16 protein-coding genes, 1 tRNA gene and 1 pseudogene are annotated in these 19,936 nt (G+C 59.5%); 12 read left to right on the top strand and 6 right to left on the bottom strand.

Annotated features, from left to right (window positions below):
* Positions 1-53 precede the first annotated feature (53 nt).
* The 5 genes from mglB to C3F36_RS09105 all read left to right on the top strand — a co-directional run bounded on the left by mglB (position 54) and on the right by C3F36_RS09105 (position 6,870).
* Positions 54-1,040, top strand: a complete 987-nt coding sequence (mglB, locus tag C3F36_RS09125) for a galactose/glucose ABC transporter substrate-binding protein MglB (RefSeq protein WP_010676016.1) — start codon at positions 54-56, stop codon at positions 1,038-1,040.
* Positions 1,041-1,093: 53 nt separating this feature from the next.
* The gene (mglA, locus tag C3F36_RS09120) at positions 1,094-2,614 is read left to right on the top strand and encodes a galactose/methyl galactoside ABC transporter ATP-binding protein MglA (protein ID WP_104454940.1); all 1,521 of its coding nucleotides are present in this window, start codon (positions 1,094-1,096) and stop codon (positions 2,612-2,614) included.
* A gap of 16 nt (positions 2,615-2,630) precedes the next feature.
* Complete coding sequence (gene mglC / locus C3F36_RS09115; RefSeq protein ID WP_005342585.1) at positions 2,631-3,641, top strand: galactose/methyl galactoside ABC transporter permease MglC; 1,011 nt, start codon at positions 2,631-2,633, stop codon at positions 3,639-3,641.
* 57 nt (positions 3,642-3,698) lie between these two features.
* Positions 3,699-5,432 (top strand): methyl-accepting chemotaxis protein, encoded by a 1,734-nt coding sequence (locus C3F36_RS09110; RefSeq protein WP_104454939.1) that lies wholly within the window; start codon positions 3,699-3,701, stop codon positions 5,430-5,432.
* 487 nt (positions 5,433-5,919) lie between these two features.
* Entirely contained in the window at positions 5,920-6,870 is a 951-nt protein-coding gene (locus C3F36_RS09105; protein ID WP_043851557.1) for an IS1595-like element ISKpn3 family transposase, read from the top strand.
* A gap of 352 nt (positions 6,871-7,222) precedes the next feature.
* Here the strand turns inward: C3F36_RS09105 and C3F36_RS23590 are convergent, their stop codons facing one another.
* Positions 7,223-7,399, bottom strand: coding sequence for a hypothetical protein (locus tag C3F36_RS23590; RefSeq protein ID WP_134997205.1), 177 nt, complete (start codon positions 7,397-7,399; stop codon positions 7,223-7,225).
* A gap of 746 nt (positions 7,400-8,145) precedes the next feature.
* Here C3F36_RS23590 and arcA point away from each other — a divergent pair.
* From arcA to C3F36_RS09085, 4 genes are all read left to right on the top strand, one after another.
* On the top strand, positions 8,146-9,366 hold the full coding sequence (gene arcA / locus C3F36_RS09100) for an arginine deiminase (RefSeq protein WP_010676011.1): 1,221 nt from the start codon (positions 8,146-8,148) through the stop codon (positions 9,364-9,366).
* A 62-nt stretch (positions 9,367-9,428) separates the two neighbouring features.
* Positions 9,429-10,355, top strand: a complete 927-nt coding sequence (locus tag C3F36_RS09095) for a carbamate kinase (RefSeq protein WP_104454938.1) — start codon at positions 9,429-9,431, stop codon at positions 10,353-10,355.
* Positions 10,356-10,425: 70 nt separating this feature from the next.
* Positions 10,426-11,430, top strand: a complete 1,005-nt coding sequence (gene argF, locus C3F36_RS09090) for an ornithine carbamoyltransferase (protein ID WP_010676009.1) — start codon at positions 10,426-10,428, stop codon at positions 11,428-11,430.
* 121 nt (positions 11,431-11,551) lie between these two features.
* Positions 11,552-12,958: a YfcC family protein gene (locus C3F36_RS09085; RefSeq protein WP_104454937.1), complete on the top strand. Its 1,407-nt coding sequence runs from the start codon at positions 11,552-11,554 to the stop codon at positions 12,956-12,958.
* Between the two features lie 154 nt (positions 12,959-13,112).
* Here C3F36_RS09085 and C3F36_RS09080 read toward each other — a convergent pair whose 3' ends face one another.
* The 4 genes from C3F36_RS09080 to C3F36_RS09065 form a co-directional block, all read right to left on the bottom strand.
* Complete coding sequence (locus C3F36_RS09080; RefSeq protein ID WP_039039633.1) at positions 13,113-13,604, bottom strand: arginine repressor; 492 nt, start codon at positions 13,602-13,604, stop codon at positions 13,113-13,115.
* A 218-nt stretch (positions 13,605-13,822) separates the two neighbouring features.
* Positions 13,823-14,287: an aspartate carbamoyltransferase regulatory subunit gene (pyrI, locus tag C3F36_RS09075; RefSeq protein ID WP_010676006.1), complete on the bottom strand. Its 465-nt coding sequence runs from the start codon at positions 14,285-14,287 to the stop codon at positions 13,823-13,825.
* A 16-nt stretch (positions 14,288-14,303) separates the two neighbouring features.
* Complete coding sequence (gene pyrB, locus C3F36_RS09070; protein ID WP_199769685.1) at positions 14,304-15,224, bottom strand: aspartate carbamoyltransferase; 921 nt, start codon at positions 15,222-15,224, stop codon at positions 14,304-14,306.
* A 274-nt stretch (positions 15,225-15,498) separates the two neighbouring features.
* Positions 15,499-16,041: a hypothetical protein gene (locus C3F36_RS09065; protein WP_104454935.1), complete on the bottom strand. Its 543-nt coding sequence runs from the start codon at positions 16,039-16,041 to the stop codon at positions 15,499-15,501.
* A gap of 202 nt (positions 16,042-16,243) precedes the next feature.
* On the opposite strand from C3F36_RS09065, the gene C3F36_RS09060 reads away from it, so the two are divergent.
* The 3 genes and pseudogenes from C3F36_RS09060 (at position 16,244) to C3F36_RS09050 (ending at position 19,355) form a co-directional block, all read left to right on the top strand.
* Positions 16,244-16,320 (top strand) — tRNA-Trp (locus tag C3F36_RS09060).
* A gap of 209 nt (positions 16,321-16,529) precedes the next feature.
* Positions 16,530-17,899 (top strand): annotated as a pseudogene (locus tag C3F36_RS24095) (phosphatidylserine decarboxylase family protein).
* A gap of 118 nt (positions 17,900-18,017) precedes the next feature.
* Positions 18,018-19,355, top strand: coding sequence for an IS4-like element ISAeme15 family transposase (locus C3F36_RS09050; protein ID WP_104454934.1), 1,338 nt, complete (start codon positions 18,018-18,020; stop codon positions 19,353-19,355).
* A 41-nt stretch (positions 19,356-19,396) separates the two neighbouring features.
* On the opposite strand, the gene C3F36_RS09045 is transcribed toward C3F36_RS09050, so the two are convergent.
* Positions 19,397-19,915, bottom strand: a complete 519-nt coding sequence (locus tag C3F36_RS09045; RefSeq protein ID WP_039039630.1) for a class IV adenylate cyclase — start codon at positions 19,913-19,915, stop codon at positions 19,397-19,399.
* Positions 19,916-19,936: the final 21 nt, after the last annotated feature.

The raw sequence follows: 19,936 nt of genomic DNA, 5'->3' as shown, positions 1-19,936 counted from the left end.
CAAACGGTGTACAGCATTCCCTACAAAAAACAGATAGAGATCGGAGCATAACAATGAAAAAACTCACGACAGTTGCCACCTTGCTGATGGGACTGATGGCGGGAGCCCAAGCCCAGGCCGATACCCGTATCGGGGTCACCGTCTACAAGTACGACGACAACTTCATGGCCGTGGTACGCAAGGCCATCGAGAAAGAAGCGGCGGCCACCCCGGGTGTGGAACTGCTGATGAACGACTCCCAGAACGACCAGTCCAAGCAGAACGACCAGATCGACGTGCTGCTGGCCAAGGGCGTGAAGGCTCTGGCCATCAACCTGGTTGACCCGGCGGCGGCCCCTGTCGTGATTGAGAAAGCCCGTGCGGACGAGATCCCCGTGGTCTTCTACAACAAGGAACCGAGCGCGGCCGACCTGGCCAGCTATGACAAGGCCTACTACGTTGGCACCGACTCCAAGGAGTCCGGCATCATCCAGGGCCAGCTGATCGCCAAGCACTGGAAAGCGCACCCCGAGTGGGATCTGAACAAGGATGGCGTCATCCAGTTCGTGCTGCTCAAGGGTGAGCCTGGCCACCCGGATGCAGAAGCCCGCACCACCTACGTCGTCAAGACTCTGAACGATGGCGGCATCAAGACCGAGCAACTGCACATGGATACCGGTATGTGGGATACCGCCATGGCCAAGGACAAGATGGACGCCTGGATCTCCGGTCCGAACGCCAACAAGATCGAAGTGGTCATCGCCAATAACGACGGCATGGCGATGGGCGCCGTGGAATCCCTGAAGGCCCAGGGCAAGACCGCCATCCCGGTGTTCGGTGTTGACGCCCTGCCGGAAGCCCTGGCCATGGTCAAGAGCGGTGCCATGGCCGGTACCGTGCTGAACGATGCGGCCAACCAGGCCAAGGCCACCTTCGAGCTGACCAAGAACCTGGCCGAAGGTAAGCCGGCCGGTGAAGGCACCAACTGGAAGATCGACAACAAGGTCGTCCGCGTTGCCTACGTGGGCGTAGACAAAGACAACCTGTCCCAATTCGAGTAATTCCTCCCCTCAGGGCAAGGGAGATCCCCTTGCCCTCTTTTCAACCAGATGTGATGGCTGATATGACAACACGGCAACAATCAGAATGGCTGTTGGAGATGATTGACGTCAGTAAGAGCTTTCCTGGCGTCAAGGCACTCGATAATGTCAATTTACGGGTCCGTCCTCATTCTGTGCATGCGTTGATGGGCGAGAATGGCGCAGGGAAGTCCACGCTGCTCAAGTGCCTGTTCGGCATCTACGAGAAGGATCAGGGCAAGATCTTCTTCAAGGGACAGGAGATCAACTTCACCTCGTCCAAAGAGGCGCTGGAGAATGGCGTTTCCATGGTGCACCAGGAGCTGAACCTGGTACTGCAACGCACCGTGATGGACAACATGTGGCTCGGCCGCTATCCCACCAAGGGACTGTTTGTCGACCACGGCAAGATGTATCAGGACACCAAGCATATCTTCGAGGAGCTGGACATCGACATCGACCCCAGGGTCAAGGTCGGCACCCTGTCGGTTTCCCAGATGCAGATGATCGAGATTGCCAAGGCATTCTCCTATGACGCCAAGATCGTCATCATGGACGAACCCACCTCCTCCCTGACCGAGAAAGAGGTCAACCACCTCTTCAAGATCATCAACAAGCTCAAGGAGAAGGGGTGCGGCATCGTCTACATCTCCCACAAGATGGAAGAGATCTTCCAGCTCTGTGACGAGATCACCATATTGCGGGATGGCCAGTGGGTGGCGACCCAGCCCCTCAAGGGCATGACCATGGATCAGATCATCGGCATGATGGTCGGCCGCGAGCTCACCCAGCGCTTCCCGGAAAAAACCAACCAGCCCAAAGAGGTGATCCTCGAGGTCGAGCACCTGACGGCCAAGAACCAGCCTTCCATCAAGGACGTGACCTTCAACCTGCACAAGGGGGAGATCCTCGGCATCGCCGGTCTGGTGGGGGCCAAGCGCACCGACATCGTGGAGACCCTGTTCGGCATCCGCGATCGCAGCGAAGGGACCATCAAGCTGCACGGCAAAGAGGTGGCGAACCACAACGCCCACGAGGCGATCCAGAACGGCTTCGCCCTGGTGACCGAGGAGCGCCGCTCTACCGGGATTTATTCACGCCTCGACATCGCCTTCAACTCCCTGATCGCCAACATGGACAACTACAAGGGATCCATGGGGCTGCTCAGCGACAACAAGATGAAGAGCGATACCCAGTGGGTCATCGACTCCATGCGGGTCAAGACACCGACCCAGCAGACCCAGATCGGCTCCCTCTCCGGTGGCAACCAGCAGAAGGTGATCATCGGTCGCTGGCTGCTGACCCAGCCGGAGATCCTGATGCTCGACGAGCCCACCCGCGGCATCGACGTCGGGGCCAAGTTCGAGATCTACCAGCTCATCCTGGAGCTGGCGAAGAAGGAGAAGGGGATCATCATCATCTCGTCAGAGATGCCGGAATTGCTGGGGATCACCGACCGCATCATGGTGATGAGCAATGGCCGGGTCGCCGGGATCGTCAATACCAAAGAAACTGACCAGAGCGAGATACTGCGCCTGGCATCTCTGTACCTCTAGAGACAGGAAGACATTTATGGAGTCGGCTAAAAATTTCAATCTGATGCAGGCGCTCAAGGAAAACGCCATCTATCTGGTGCTGCTGGTGCTGCTCATGGTCATCGTGATCCAGGAGCCCTCCTTCCTGAGCCTCACCAACTTCAGCAATATCCTTACCCAGTCCTCGGTGCGGGTCATCATCGCGCTGGGGGTGGCGGGTATCATCATCACCCAGGGGACGGATCTCTCGGCCGGTCGTCAGGTCGGTCTGGCGGCACTCATTGCGGCAACCATGTTGCAGGCCCTGACCAACGTCAACAAGGTGTTCCCGACGCTGGGGGAGGTGCCCATTCCTGCGGTGATCCTGCTGGTGTGTGTGGTGGGTGCCCTGATTGGTCTGGTCAACGGTCTCATTGTGGCCTACCTGAACGTCACCCCGTTCATTACCACCCTAGGCACCATGATCATCGTCTACGGTATCAACTCCCTCTACTTTGACTCGGTAGGGGCCTCGCCGGTGGCCGGGTTTGATCCCCGCTTTTCCAGCTTCGCTCAAGGGTTTATCCGGATAGGAGGATTCAAGCTCTCCTATCTCACCTTCTATGCGGCCATCGCCAGCGTCTTTGTCTGGGTGCTGTGGAACAAGACCCGCTTTGGCAAAAATATCTTTGCCATCGGCGGCAACCCGGAAGCGGCCAAGGTCTCCGGCGTCAATGTGGCGGTCAATCTGGTAATGATCTACGCGTTGGCAGGGGTCTTCTACGCCTTCGGCGGCATGCTGGAAGCGGGCCGGATCGGTAGCGCCACCAACAACCTCGGCTTCATGTACGAGCTGGATGCCATCGCGGCGTGCGTGGTGGGCGGCGTGTCATTTGCCGGCGGGGTGGGAACGGTCGCGGGTGTGATCACCGGCGTACTTATCTTCACCCTGATCAACTATGGCTTGACCTATATCGGGGTCAGCCCTTACTGGCAGTTCATCATCAAGGGCGGCATCATCATCCTGGCGGTAGCCCTGGACTCCATGAAGTACGCCAAGAAGAAGTAAGCATTGGCAGGGAGGGCCGGGTCATCCCGGCCCTTTCTCTTTGGAGGGACCCATACCATGGCATTCAAAGTCAAAATCAACGTGCTGTTGCTGCTCGCCATTCTGGTCACCATCGGTACCGCCTGGTTCAGCGTCAACCATTTCATCAGCGGCTACATCCGCACCCAGGCCACCCAGAACATCAACGAGCAGATCACCCTGGTCAGGGAGAAGCTGGCGGGTGACATCAACCAGAAGGTGCTGCTGGCCGCCAACCTCAACCTTGGGGTGACCAGCGTCAAGAAGGCGCTGCAGGAGACCGGCTTTCACAACATCGTCAAGCTCATTGGCGACATGGCATTCGACGCGAACGGGGTCATCGACGACAAGGTCAGGGTTGACGCCCTGCGCAAGCTGATCCCCGCCGCCAACGACCAGATCACCGTCAGCCCGCTGGAGCAGCTGGACGGCAAACCCGTCATCTCCATCCTGGTGCCGCGCGGTGCAGACTCCGCCTACCTCTACTACCTCGACATGAGCGAATTCAAGACGCTGCTGACCAAGGTAAGCGGCGAGGGGCGTTACTTCTCCCTCACCGACAGTCAGGGACAGGTGCTCTACAGCAGCAAGCCCCAGGGAGAGAGCGAGAGCCGCCCCAACAAGCTGGATATTCGCGGCAGCGAGTGGACCCTGACCGGTTATGTGGATCTCGACTATATCCGTGCCATGACCCAGGCGCTCAACGGCAAGATCACCCTGGCCCTGCTCGGGGTGGCGGCACTGGTACTGGCCCTCTCCATGGTGGCCCTCAACCTGGCCTATAGACCCATCCTCTCCCTGCGCGACCTGGTACAGGAGCTCTCCCAGGGCAATGGGGATCTGACCCGCCGGCTCACGGTGACCAGCAAGGATGATCTCGGCCAGATCTCGGCGGGCATCAACCGTTTCATCGAGCAGTTGCAGGGCATGATGGGGGAGGTGAGACAAGCGAGCGGCCAGCTCAATGAAGGGATATCGGCATTGGCGAGGCAGACGGGGTCAGCCCAGGGCCTGCTGGCGGAGCATGTGCGGGAGACCGAACAGGTGGTCACCGCCATCAATGAGATGAGCCGTACTGCCGTCTCGGTATCGGAGAGCGCGGCCAATACTGCCCAGCTGACCGGCCAGAGCCAGCAACTGGCCAACCAGTCGCGTCAGGTGGTGGATCAGGCCATGGCCAGCGTCACTGCGCTGGTGACGGAGGTGGAGACCACGGCACACTCCATCGAAGCCATGCAGCAGGATGTGCAGCAGATAGGCTCGATTCTCGGGGTCATCGGTGGCATCGCAGAGCAGACCAACTTGCTGGCCCTCAACGCCGCCATCGAGGCGGCCCGGGCTGGTGAGCAGGGGCGGGGGTTTGCGGTGGTGGCGGACGAAGTGCGCTCTCTGGCGGGACGCACCCAGAAGAGCACTGCCGAGATCCAGACCATGCTGACCCGGCTGCAACGGGGCACCCAGACCGTGGTGGCTGCCATGGGCAACACCCGGCAGAGCTGCCAGGATGCGGCGGAAAACACCAGCAAGGTGAATGCGTCACTGGATCTGATGGCGGGAGAAGTGGTGGAGATCAACGATCTCATCAGCCATATCGCCACGGCCGCGGAGGAGCAGAGTGCCGTCGCCGAGGAGATCAATCGCAACATGAGTGCCATCGCCGAGGTGATCACCCAGCTCAAGGGGAATGGCGAGCGCACCGTGGACAGCTCAAACGCCATGCAGCGCACCTATGACAGGCTGCGGGAGATAGTGGGGCACTTCCGGCTGGAATAGCGCCGGCTGGGCGAGTCCCGGGTATCGTGGCCAGCAGTACCGTGGCCGGGGTGACCCATCAGCGGGCAGACGTGAAAAATACCCAAAAAAGATGGGGGCGACTTGCGTCGCCCCCGATAGTCTTATCGCTCATATCCTTGAACGAAGTAGCTCCCTGCAATCCCTGACTATACCTCTTCCTTTAGGTTTCCCCTTCCCAATCCTTTGGGGTGTCCTTTAGCCATCATGGCCTGACGAGTCATCCGTTCCCGTCGCACTTTCTCCGTCCTGGGAGGTGTCCTTTACCACATCCTGTGGTGAGTCCATTTGCCCAACCCTGGCAGCCAGTCTTCCTGACCGACTTCATTGCGTCCGTGCAGGAGTAACTATAAGGATTTCGCGCAGGGCGACAATGACATGCTGAAAAACGTTTCCTGATTACCCATGATTAGCAGTCAGTTACCACGAACTATACTGATCTTACGTACAGTTATCGAGGTGCGAGATCATGGCCAAAAGCAAAATCCAATTCCAGAAAGGCTACAGCCTGTTTGAGTTTCTCAAGGACTATGGCACTGAGGCTCAGTGCGAAAACGCGCTGTTCACTTGGCGTTTTCCTAACGGCTTTGTCTGCCCTGAATGTGCCAACAAGACCTGTTGTCGCCTGAGAAGGCGGCCACGTGTGTGGCAATGCAATCACTGCCGTCACCAGATGTCATTGACTGGAAACACGATTTTCGCAAACACCAAGCTCCCACTGACCAAGTGGTTTCTGGCAATGCACCTGTTGTCACAAACCAAAACAGGCTTGTCAGCGATGGAGCTAAAGCGCCAGTTGGGCGTCAAATATGACACCGCCTGGATGCTCAAGCACAAGCTGCTGCAAGCCATGAAAGAGTCCGATGACAAGCAGCCCATCAGCGGCATCATTCAGCTCGATGATGTCTACTGGGGTGGCGAGCGCCGTGGTGGCAAACGGGGTCGGGGCGCGGCAGGCAAGACGCCGTTTGTGGCAGCAGTGGCCCTGAACAAGGAAGGACATCCAATCAAGATGCGGATGACGGTGGTCGATGGTTTCAAAACCAAGTCCGTTGCTGATTGGGCAAAACGGCATATTGCCAGTGGTAGCGCGGTGATATCCGATGGATTGGCCTGTTTCAAAGCGGTCAAGGAGGCCAATTGTGAGCACCTGGGAGTTGTCACCGGGGGCAACCTGGACTGGCTGGATCATCCGGCATTCAACTGGGTAAACACGATGATAGGAAATGTGAAAAACTCGCTGCGGGGCAGTTGCCATACGCTCGGAGCGAAGCATTTACCAAGGCATCTTGCGGAATACTGCTTCCGGTTTAATCATCGTTTTGACCTCAATAGCATGTTGGTAGAATTGGGGCATGCAGTCGTGGCAAGCCCTCCGATGCCATATCGGCTCTTGAAGCTGGCTGAGGGTCATGGGTAATCAGGAAACGTTTTATTCAAACTGGTTTCCCGCGAAAGGATAATGAAGTTATCTTTTTTAAAATCATGATGTTAATGATCTATCATGCTGTTTTTTTACGCGTATCTTCCGACTATGGCGAGAATTTTGTTGGCACTTTACTTACGCAGTCGATGGCGAATGTCTCACAAGGCGTTTAACTGCGGTTCAGAATCCGGGGAGGCCGGTCAGTGTCGATCGCAGATTAGGGTGGAGGAGGGCAACGGGCATGATGCAGGTGGCGTGGTCCGGATCCCATTCAGGAGATAAAGGAGGTAAAGGAGGGAAAGCTGAGATGACCCAAGAGGAGATCGCCTCCCCTTGGGCGAGAGGGTCAGGGATGCTGGCTGCCACCGTGCCATTGGCATAGGTAGGCGGGTACCAGCATCTGGGGTGCCTGGTCAACGTGACAGACCACCAGCGGCATGGCGGGGGCTCCCTGGGCATGCACCAGGGCCGGTGTCATGGGCAAGACCAGGGCGACGAGCAGAAACAGCGACGGGATCTTCATGGTTATCTCCTTGGTGACGGGAACGAATGTGACAAGCATCACTTTTTGAGTTAAGGCGAACCCGAAATCGGCGCAAGGTTACTGAAAAAATTCAACTAATGAAAAAACTTTGAATCCCGGTTGCACTCCGGTCGGTGAAAAAGTCGCCATCAGGATGCGTGCAAAATGCATATCCATATAAAAGAGATAGTGCACACGACTTGGCGATGAGGCTCGCCATCTGGCCCGGGCAGGCCGCCATGATCTGGGACAATAGATGGATTATTCAGCGATAAAGGAGCAGGTGATTATTTATGTGAGAGCAAACGGGATGATAAGCGAGGATAAATTCAAAGGTGGGTGAAGTTTATTCAAAAAATGAGCAATTTGATTTTAATGTAATGATTTATTTGATATTTTTTATTGGTGACTATCCATTTGTGGATATCATGGATGAATTGAATTGCGTTCTTTGTGGAATATATTGGGGATTTATTGCGTATTTATGCCGGATGGAGGGTGAGGGAAATGTCAGATATGTAAACTCCATCATAAATTAACTTCTGAATTTATGCAGTCTCGGGTGAATGTGATCAATGTCCAAGTTTGGTGGAGTTGCCAGACCTAATCTCTGCGTCGAAAGGCAAGGGCAGGATAGAACACAAGCCGAGTACCCTACATAAAGAATATCCCGCCTTAGCCACGAGCCTGAATAGAAGGAATCTATTCAATCACTCGCAGGGACCACTGCTAGACGGAATATCATCATGAGCAAATTTTATGTAGGTTCTGAAGTTGGCCAGTTGCGCCGTGTCATGTTGCACCGCCCCAACCTCAGTCTGAAGCGTCTGACCCCTTCCAACTGCCAGGATCTGCTGTTTGACGACGTCCTGTCCGTGGAACGTGCCGGTCAGGAGCACGACAAATTCGCTCAGGTACTGCGCGATCAGAATGTCGAAGTCTTCCTCCTGACCAATCTGCTGGCGGAAACCCTGGACGTGCCGGAAGCCAAAGCCTGGCTGCTGCAACACCAGGTCTCCGACTATCGCCTCGGCACTGCCCTGGCCAACGACGTGCGCTGCTTCCTGGCGGACATGCCTCACCGCGAGCTGGCCCGCATCCTCTCCGGCGGCCTCACCTACTCCGAGATGCCCTACAGCGGCGTCAACATGGTGGTCGGCATGCATGCCCCGACCGATTTCATCATCGAACCGCTGCCCAACCACCTCTTCACCCGCGACACCTCCTGCTGGGTCTATGGCGGCGTCTCCATCAACCCCATGGCCAAGGCTGCCCGTCGTCGCGAGACCAACCACGTGAAGGCCATCTACCGCTGGCACCCGCAGTTTGCCGGTCAGGAGTTCATCAAGTACTTCGGTGACGAGGAGCGCGACTACGACAACTCCACCATCGAAGGGGGCGACGTTCTGGTCATCGGCCGTGGCGCCGTGCTCATCGGCATGTCCGAGCGCACCACGCCGCAAGGGGTGGAGCATCTGGCCCGCAGCCTGTTCAAGCACGGTCAGGCCAAGCAGGTCATCGCCATGGAGCTGCCGAAACACCGTAGCTGCATGCACCTCGACACCGTCATGACCCACATGGATGTCGACACCTTCTCCGTCTATCCGGAAGTCATCCGCAAGGATGTGAACTGCTGGAGCCTGACCCCGGGCGGTGCCACCGGGATGAACATCAAGGAAGAGGGTTACTTCGTGACCGCCATCGAGAAGGCGCTGGGGGTGGATCAGCTCAGGCTCATCACCACCGGCGGCGACAGCTTCGAGGCCGAGCGGGAGCAGTGGAACGACGCCAACAACGTGCTGACCGTGCGCCCCGGCGTGGTGGTGGGTTACGAGCGCAACACCTACACCAACGAGAAGTACGACAAGGCCGGCATCACTGTGCTGCCCATCCCGGGTGAAGAGCTGGGACGTGGCCGCGGCGGCGCCCGCTGCATGAGCTGCCCGATGGAACGTGACGGCATCTGACAAGACGGCGTGGCGCCGGCAGAGGCTGGCGCCACACACACCCGAATTCGAGAGTAACACCCATGAAAAAACCAACTGTCGTCGTCGCCCTGGGGGGCAATGCCCTGCTCCGCCGAGGCGAACCTCTGGAAGCCGACATCCAGCGCAAGAACATCGCCACCGCCGCCAAGACCATCGCCCGCATCGCCGAGGATTACAACGTGGTGCTGGTGCACGGCAACGGCCCGCAAGTCGGCCTGCTGGCCTTGCAGAACAGCGCCTACACCAAGGTCTCCCCCTATCCCCTGGATGTGCTGGGTGCCGAGTCCCAGGGCATGATCGGTTACATGCTGATCCAGGAGTTGAAGAACCTGATGCCGAGCCGCAACGTCACCGCCCTGCTGACCCAGGTGCAGGTCGATCCCCAGGATCCGGCGTTTGCCAACCCGACCAAGTTTATCGGCCCGGTTTATGAAGAAGTGGAGGCCCGCGCCCTGGCTGCCGAGAAGCAGTGGTCGGTCAAGGCAGACGGCAAGTTCTTCCGCCGCGTGGTGCCGTCCCCGCTGCCCCAGCGCATCGTCGAAGGCGACGCCATCGAAACCCTGATCGCCCAGGGCCACCTCATCATCTGTACCGGTGGTGGTGGCATCCCGGTGACCTGGGATGGCCAGAGCCTGACCGGCATCGAAGCCGTCATCGACAAGGACATGTCTGCCGCCTATCTGGCCAAGCAGATCAAGGCCGACGCCCTGCTGATCCTGACCGATGCCGATGCCGTCTACCTGGACTGGGGCAAGCCGACCCAGCGTCCGCTGCGGGTCACCAGCCCGGACGAGCTGGCCGGCGTCAAGTTCGATGCCGGCTCCATGGGGCCGAAAGTTGAAGCCTCCTGTGAATTTGTCAAAGCGACCGGCGGCATGGTCGGCATCGGCTCCCTGGAAGATGGCCTGGCCATCCTCAAGGGGGAAGCCGGCACCAATATCGTCGCCACCCATACCGTGAATGCCTGAGTCGTTGAATCACTGCGTAGTCAATAACACTGCCCGAATTGGTCTGACACAAATATAGAGAGAACTCATCATGGCTTTTAATCTGCGTAACCGTAACTTCCTGAAACTGCTGGACTTCACCCCTCGCGAAATCCAATACATGATCGATCTGGCCATCGACCTGAAGAAAGCCAAATACGGTGGCTATGAGCGCAAGCATCTGGTCGGCAAGAACATTGCCCTGATCTTCGAGAAGACCTCCACCCGCACCCGCTGTGCGTTCGAAGTGGCGGCCTTCGACCAGGGTGCCCAGGTCTCCTACCTCGGCCCGAGCGGTTCCCAAATCGGTCACAAGGAGTCCATGAAGGACACCGCCCGGGTGCTGGGCCGCATGTATGACGGCATCGAATACCGCGGCTACGGCCAGGAGATCGTCGAAGAGCTGGGGGCCCACGCCGGTGTGCCGGTCTGGAACGGCCTGACCAACGAATTCCACCCGACCCAGATCCTGGCGGACTTCATGACCATGCTGGAGCACGGCAAGGGCAAACGTCTGGATCAGATCAAGTTCGCCTACCTGGGTGACGCCCGCAACAACATGGGCAACTCCCTGATGGTGGGTGCCGCCAAGATGGGCATGGACATCCGCCTGGTGGCGCCGAAAGCCTTCTGGCCGGAAGAGGAGCTGGTTGCCACCTGCCGCCTCATCGCCGAAGAGACCGGTGCGCGCATCCACCTGACCGAAGACGTGAAAGAGGGTGTGCTGGGTGCCGACTTCCTCTACACCGACGTCTGGGTCTCCATGGGCGAAGCGAAGGAAGCCTGGGATCAACGGGTCAAACTGATGACCCCGTATCAGGTCAACATGGACGTCATCAACGCGACCAAGAACCCGGATGTGAAGTTCATGCACTGCCTGCCGGCGTTCCACAACGACGAGACCACCATGGGCAAGGAAGTGGCCGACAAATATGGCATGAAGGGCCTGGAAGTGACCGAGGACGTGTTCGAATCCGAGCACAGCATCGTGTTCGACGAGGCGGAAAACCGGATGCACACCATCAAGGCAGTGATGGTGGCTACGCTGGGCGACTGACGTCGTCAGTGGTGCCGGGGGGTGACCCCCGGCTTTTCAACCATGTGACAGCGGCATAATACCTCCAACCCTACGACCCGCAGCCTGCATGGATACCACACCCACAGAAGGAAGCTGGACCATGACCAAATTCAAGTTCCCGTCAGCCTACACGATACTGTTTGTGCTGATCGCCCTGGTGGCCGCCCTGAGCTGGATAGTGCCGGCCGGCAAATACGAGATGACCATGAACGAGGCCCTCGGCAAGGAAGTGCCGGTGGCCGGTACCTACAAACTGGTGGATGCCAATCCCCAGGGGATTGTCGACGTGCTGCTGGCACCCATCGACGGTCTCTACAACCACGACACCTATGAGGCTGGCGCCATCGACGTCTCCCTCTTCATCCTGATCATCGGTGGCTTCCTTGGCATCGTGACCAAGACAGGTGCCATCGATGCTGGTATCGAGCGCGTCACCGATCGCCTGCGTGGCCGTGAAGAGTGGATGATCCCGATCCTGATGGCGCTGTTCGCCGCAGGGGGCACCATCTACGGCATGGCGGAAGAGTCTCTGCCGTTCTACACCCTGCTGGTGCCGGTAATGATGGCCGCCCGCTTCGACCCCGTGGTCGCTGCCGCGACCGTGCTGCTGGGGGCCGGTATCGGTACCCTGGGCTCCACCATCAACCCGTTCGCCACCGTGATCGCCGCCAACGCGGCCGGCATCTCCTTCACCGACGGCATCTGGTTGCGGGTCGCCATGCTGGTGGCCGGCTGGCTGATCTGCGTGGCCTATGTGATGCGTTACGCCAAGATGGTGCGAAGCGATCCCAGCAAGTCCCTGGTGGCCGACAAGTGGGAAGAGAACCGTGCCCACTTCCTCGGCAACAAGAGCGACCAGATGCTGGAGTTCACCACCACCCGCAAGATCGTGCTGGGTATCTTCGTCGCCGCCTTTGCCGTGATGATCTACGGGGTGGCCGTGCTGGGCTGGTGGATGGCGCAGATCTCCGGCGTCTTCCTGGCTGCCGCCATCATCGTCGGCGTCATCTCCCGCATGAGCGAGGAGGAGCTGACCTCCAACTTCATCGACGGTGCTCGTGACCTGCTCGGCGTGGCCCTCATCATCGGTATCGCCCGCGGTATCGTGGTGGTGATGGACAACGGCATGATCACCCACACCATTTTGCACAGTGCAGAGGGGATAGTGACCGGCCTCTCCACCATCGTCTTCATCAACGTGATGTTCGTGCTGGAAGTGGTGCTCTCCTTCCTGGTGCCGTCCTCCTCCGGTCTGGCGGTGCTGACCATGCCGATCATGGCGCCGCTCGCCGACTTCGCCAACGTGGGCCGCGAGCTGGTGGTCACCGCCTATCAGTCCGCTTCCGGCCTGGTGAACCTGGTGACCCCGACCTCCGCCGTGGTCATGGGGGGACTGGCCATCGCCAAGGTGCCCTATGTGCGCTGGCTGAAGTGGGTGGCCCCGCTGCTCGGCATGCTGACTGTGCTGATCGTGCTCTGCCTGAGCCTGGGCGCCGTGCTGGTATGAATGCCGACAGACATAGGGACAACAACGGGAGCCTGGGGCTCCCGTTTTTTATGGCTGGCAAGGCGGGGCGCCCGGGCTCTTCCGTGGTCTGATTCCTTGCCGCGCGGGCAACAAAAAGGCGACCCCGGGGTCGCCTTCTGGCATCCAGCAGGGGTCAGCGGGCGTTTTCCAGGGTGCGCACCACGGCAGCGTGAGCCTGGCGGGTTCGGCTGATGTGGCGCGGGGCGATCAGTACCACGTCGTTGCCGGCCACGGCCCCCAGGATCTCGGGATTGGCGTTGCGATCCAGCAGGCGAGCCACCACGGTAGCGGCCCCCGGGGTGGTATGCACCAGCACCATCTGCTGGTTGTGGACCACGGCGCGCACCATGTCGTGGATGGAGCGGGTGCTGCCGGCGGGCTCCAGCTGCTCGTCCACCAGGGTGTAGACCTTCTTGCCGTTGGCGTTCTGGGCCTTGGCGACCCCGAGACGGCGCAGCAGGCGGGAGATGGTGGACTGGCTGATGTCCGCAAAACCGCGGGCGGAGAGCTCGCGGCGGATCTCCTCCTGGGTGCTGTAGCAGTGCTGGCCGATGATCTGGCGGCAGGCGTCGAGCTGGGCCAGGTCGGACTCTGGTTCTGCTGGGCGGCTGAGGGTGTTGACCATGGCGACTTCCTTTGGCGATGAGCGATGGCGGTCTCGCCCAGTCTGTCGTTCCGGCTTTTCATAGCGAAAAACACTAATGAGGAGCACTCAAGCAGGGGATGAGCGAGGTATATCCATTACGGGATGGCAAATTATAACCAAAGGGGGAATAAGTGATGTGACAGGGTTCAAAAATGGGCCCAATGGGGCCCACATGGATATCCTTTGTCGGCAGGAAATCAGTAGCGTTCGCTGACGATGTCCTGGGTGAAGGACTTCTCGCAGTATTTGCACTTCATCCGCACCGCCCCCTTCACCTCGCGCACCCGGAAGTAGCTCTCCACCGGTTCGTTGTGGGAGATGCAGTTGGAGTTGGGGCAGTGGAAGACCCCTTCGATGAACTCCGGCAGCGCCAGTTGGTGCTTCTTCACCACCACGAAGTCTTCGATGATGTTGACGGTGGCCTTGGGGGCGAACAGGGCGAGCTGGTTGGCCTGCTGCTCGGTCAGACGGGTGTTCTCGATCTTGATGAGATCCTTCTTGCCGAGGGCGCCGGATTTGAGGTTGAAGCCGACGGTGATCCGCTCCTGGGTCTCGATCAGCTGGAACAGCTTGAGGATCTTGATGCCCTGGCCGGCGGGGACGTGGTCGATGACGGAGCCGTGACGGATGGCTTCGACTTGCAGTTGGTTCTTCTCGGACATGATGTTCCCCTTTCCCTTAGACGGTTTTGTTCAGTACCAGTGCCAGCAGTGCCTGGCGGGCATAGACCCCGTTCTCCGCCTGCTGGAAGTAGTAGGCGTGGGGGGTCTTGTCGACGGCGACCTCGATCTCGTCAACCCGGGGCAGGGGATGGAGGATCTTCATGGTGGGCTTGGCCCCTTCCAGGGTCGCCAGCTCCAGCACGAACTTGGCGGCCATGTGCTTGTACTCGGTCTCGTCGAAGCGCTCCTTCTGGACGCGGGTCATGTAGAGGATGTCGAGCTCCGGCATCACCTCTTCCATGGTCTCGTGCACGCTGAAGCGGATGCCTTTCTCTTCCAGCTCCTCGCAGAGGTAGTCCGGCATGGCCAGCGCCTCCGGGGAGATGAAGAAGAAGCGGCAGTTGAACAGGCTCAGGGCCTGGGCCAGGGAGTGGACGGTGCGGCCGTACTTCAGGTCACCGACGAAGGCGACGTTGAGGCCGTCCAGCTTGCCTTGGGTCTCGTGGATGGAGAAGAGGTCGAGCAGGGTCTGGGTGGGATGCTGGTTGGAGCCGTCACCGCCGTTGATGACCGGCACCCGGGAGAACTCGGAGGCCAGACGGGCTGCCCCTTCCTTCGGGTGGCGCATCACCACCGCATCGGTGTAGGAGCTGATGATCTTGATGGAGTCGGCCAGAGTCTCGCCCTTCTTGGCGCTGGTGTTGCCGCCGTCGGCGAAGCCGATGATGTTGCCGCCCAGGCGCTGGACCGCGGTCTCGAAGGAGAGACGGGTGCGGGTGGAGGCTTCGAAGAAGCAACTGGCGACCAGCTTGTCTTTCAGCAGGCGGCTGTCGGGTTCGGCCTTCAACCGCTGTGCGGTGGCGACCACCAGTTCCATGTCGGACCGGGTCAGGTCCGAGATGGAGATGACGTGTTTGTTATAGAGTGGATTGGTCATCGTCTGCATTCCCTTTGGCATCAATGAAGGTTTTTCCGGCACAAAAAAAAGCCCCTGAAACAGGGGCTCTTTTCAAAAAAAACGGGGGATCTGTGGGACGGGAACCGGAAACAACGGGGCCGCTCTGGTGCGCTCCACCCGTCTGCAAGGCTGCTTTTTTCATCAAAAACGGCATTGTCCTGTCCCGACCTTTTTCAAAACCGCACCGATTATAGGGCTGGTTTTTGAATTGTCAAAAATTTATTTCAGAGGCAGGATTTGGCCGGAAAAACGTTTAAGTGTTGCGAACGGGTCGACAAATCCAGAGTGCGTGCTGCGCCTGCAAGGGGGCGCCATCGGCGGCCATGCTGCGCAGGTAGCCGAGCCTGTGGTGCCCCTCCAGCAGGCAGTAGGGATGGGGCAGGGGGTGACCGTCCGGGTAGCTGCTGCCCGCCTCCGATGCTAGCACTATGATGGGCTCGGACCAGGTGCCTCGGCGCAGCATGTCATCGCCGAGCCAGGAGCGGCGCACGTAGCGGTTGCTGCGCAGCATCTCGCCCCAGCGATCGATCACCTCCATGTGGCGGGAGTCTATCTGCTCGATAATCTGCGCGGTGGGCCAGTGCTCGCACTCGAACTGGTGGCTGGCGAGATCGATAAAGCTCCAGTTGGATTCAAAACCGCGCCAATGACGGTAAATCCACTGGGCGAGCACATTGGAGGGAATGGAGGGCACCAGGGGAGAGACTCTGTCCAGATAGTCGGCCAGGGTCTCCGTCTTGCGCTCATCCCGGAAGTTGAGGGGCGCAAGCTGTTGCAGCAGTCGGTAATTGAGCATGGGCAGCCTCCCTGAGCCTGGTTTCACCCTACCCCCATTTGTGTCCCATTCCTACCCCGTCGGGGCTGCAAATACAGCAGCTTACCCCCGCTCCTTGTTGGAATTGCGGGGATTTGCTCGTCATTTGTTCGATCGCATCGAAAGTGAGAAAAAAAGCCTTTACCTTTGAAACCCGCTTTGTATACTACGCCTCGTTTGTTGCAGGGGCGTAGTTCCAATTGGTAGAACAGCGGTCTCCAAAACCGATGGTTGCGGGTTCGAGTCCTGCCGCCCCTGCCATTTTTAAGAAAGGCCAGCTCATTGAGCTGGCCTTTCGCATTTCCGGCGTTTGCCACCGCCTCCGTTAGCCTCTTTTTCCCCGCTTCGCCGCTGCCATTTCTGCCAATGGAGGCCGCTTTTCCCCTGTGCTACACCTTGCTTCCTGCAAGATGGCGCCCTCAGGCGCATCGCATCCGGCGGGCCCAAGGCGCTTCAACAAGGAGAGAGCGATGAACAAGGCAGTGGATACGCGTCCCCCCCATGCCCATGCCGGTGGCTGGGTCCCCCGGGATCAGTCCCATGTGGCGCGCTGGGTACAGCGGCTGCGTCAGGCGGTCACCCGCCAGCCTCGCCCGCTGGTGGCCCCGATCGCCGGATTGAAGGCGCTGGTGGAGCAGGATCCCCTCCTGCATCAGCAGGCCCAGGGGATGTTTGACGAGGCGTGGCAGCACGAGCACAGCACGCCGCTCGGTCAGGTCCAGGTGCGCAGCTTCGATGAGTTCCTGCAGCTGCTCAACGGCATCATGACCACGGCCCCGGAAGCCTATCAGGATGTGCAGACCCAGGAGCCCGCCGGGCTGATCGGATTCCCCATCAATGCCCTGCTCAACTGGCCCATGGCGACGGCCGCCGGGTACGACTTCTTCGCCAATGCGCTGGTGAACCAGCAACTGCGCAAGATCCTCGGCTACTGGGCCGATTTCCTGCAAGGTCCCGCGTCCCGCTATGTGCTGACGGAGTCGGTGAGCCCCCTGGATCGCCAGACCCTGATCGTCCCCTGGCTGGGTGACGTGGCGAAACGGGAGATGGTCAAGGTGGCGCAGGGGGCGCTCGGGGCCGGCGACAACCCCACCCCAGAGCGCTTCGAGGGGATCTTCCACACCGCGCCGGGAGAGGAATACGAGGGCTTCGCCAGCTGGGACGACTTCTTCACCCGCCGCTTCTGCCCCGGCGTGCGGCCGGTGACGGCCCCGGACGATGACAGCGTGATCGCCAACGCCTGCGAGTCGGCCCCGCTGCAGGTGGTGACCGGGTTAAGGCGGCAGGACGCCTTCTTGCTCAAGGGGCAGCCCTATTCCCTGGACAACCTGCTGGACTTCGACCCGCGCGCCGCCGCGTTCGAGGGGGCACCCTCTATCAGGCCTTCCTCAGCGCCCTCAGCTATCACCGCTGGCACAGCCCGGTGAGCGGCACGGTGCGCTCGGTCAAGTTGGTCAACGGCAGCTACTACCTGGCCAACCGCCACCAGGGTTTCGACAGCCCGGCGGGGCCCGACCCCAGCGCCCTGAACCAGTCCCAGCCCTTCCTCACCGCGGTGGCGACCCGGGCACTCATCTTCATCGAGGCGGACAACCCCAAAATCGGCCTGATGTGCGTGGTGCCGGTGGGCATGGCGGAGGTGTCGAGCTGCGAGGTGACGGTGCAGCCGGGGCAGCGGATCGCGAAGGGGGAGCAGCTCGGCATGTTCCACTTCGGCGGCTCCACCCACTGCCTGCTGTTTCGCCCCGGGGTCGAGCTGGCGTTCGACTTCTACGGCCAGCAGCCGGGGCTGGAGGCGACCAACCTGAGGATCAACACGGCGCTGGCGCGGGTCAAATAACCCAGCTGCCGGACAGTAAAAGGCCGCCTTCGGGCGCAATGCTGATCAGTTAAGGATCCATTGACCGATCCTTCTGCTGTAGGACAATCCGGAACCAATCACTAGTTCCGGATTTTTTATGTCTATTGCAAACGATCTGAACGATGTTGTTGAGGCATCTGGCGACATGCTGGCTCGGCTGGCCATTTTTGCCGACCATATTCCCGACGAATGGATTACTGCCGCTGCCGCCTTGTCTGAAAAGGCCACTATCCGCCGACGCCGCTTACCTTCTGATATGGTCTTGTGGCTCGTCGTGGGGATGGCCTTTTTCCGCAATGAGCCCATCTCCGAGGTCGCTCGGCGCCTCAACATCTGTGCAGAAGGGTTGGCCAATGATGCCTTGCTCGCGGACAGTGCCCTGTCTCAGGCCCGTCAGCGACTCGGCAAACAGCCGCTCGAGTGGCTGTTCAAACAGTGCGCCGATGTGTGGGGGCGGGAACGTTATCCTGAAGACCATTGGCACGGTTTACAGGTCTTTGCCATCGATGGGGCCCTGTTCCGAACCCAGGATATGCCTGAACTCAGAGCACATTTCGGCTCGGGTAACACCTCAACCAACCGGCAGACACCCTACCCGATGCTGCGGTTGGTCACGCTCATGAATGTCCGCTCGCATGTCATTGCCAACGCGGCCATCAGCCCGTACCGCAAAGGGGAAATCCCCCTGGCCAGCGAGTTCATTCACTCATTGCCGGACAAGTCAGTGACCCTGCTGGATAAAGGCTTCTTCGGTGCCGACCTGTTGCTGCGTATTCAGGCCGAAGACACCGACCGTCACTGGCTCATCCCGGAACGCAAGGGGCTGGTATACACGGAACTTGAGCGCTATGGCGACGGTGACCGTCTGTTGCAAATGACGGTCTCGCCTCAGGCTAGCAAGAAAAACCCGGCGTTGCCGACACACTGGCAAGTTCGCGCAGTGACCTATGAGGTGGCAGGCAAGGAGAAAACGGTCTTTACCTCCCTGCCCGTGGCGCGATTCAGTGCAGCTCAGGTGGCGACCCTGTACCACGAGCGCTGGGAAATCGAGCTGGGATACCGGGATATCAAAAGCGCGATGCAGCACAACGCCATCACGCTGAGAAGCAAGAAAGTGAACTTGGTCTATCAGGAGCTGTGGGGATTGCTGCTTGGATACAATCTGGTCAGGCGGGAGGCCAGCCAGGCCGCCGTAGCCCATCAGCGAGCGCCCAATGAGGTGAGCTTTAAGTTTGCCTGTCAGTTCATCGCGAACCAGATGGCAGTGATGGCGGGCGCGTTATCGCCAGCCCATACGCCACGGAGGTTGGCGGAGTTGCGGGGCTGCATAGGCGTCATGTTCATAGAAAAACGCCCCAGGCCATCGAGACCCAGGGCGGTGAAGATATCAAAGACCCGTTTTCCGGTAAATCGCAATGCGGCTCCGCTTAAGTGAACAGCATTGCGCCTTCGGGCGGCCTTGTTGTTGCGAATCCCTCAGGGTTGTCGTTGCAGCAGGAGATCCAGATAGGCGCCTTCGATCAACCGGGAGGGTTCGATACCGAGACGCGCCATGATGTCGTGAGCTTCCTGCATCCCCACCTCGAGCGGCTCGTCATCTTCCAGCACCACTTCCAGTTCGAGGAAGTGACCCAGCCCTTCAACCCGGTCGAGATGGATCCGGGTTCTGCCCACCAGAAACAGGGTCCGCTGTTTTCGCACTCTGCCAATCTGGCCGCAAGCCAGGGTGAGCGTTTCCCGCAGCTTGTCCGGCTCGTTCGTTGGCGTGATGTGGTAGTAGCTCTCCTTCGGACCCTGTTGATCAGGCCTGCGGTAGAAGATGAGCTGGCCTGCCGACGGGGAGAGCGTCCGCAATTTGAAGCGGCCCGATTCACAGCGAAAGAAGGTATCGTCCTGGGCGATGTCGACGGGGCCCTTGTCGGCGATGGCCGCGGCTCTGGGGATAAGGTCATCGACCCCGGCTATGCGGGCTTTGATCTCGATATTTCGTGGCATGGCAGCGGGTTCTCCTTGAAA

Origin of the sequence: Aeromonas sp. ASNIH2 (assembly GCF_002934795.1) — a bacterium.
Lineage (GTDB): Bacteria > Pseudomonadota > Gammaproteobacteria > Enterobacterales > Aeromonadaceae > Aeromonas > Aeromonas caviae.
This window is presented reverse-complemented; position numbering and strand designations above follow the sequence as displayed.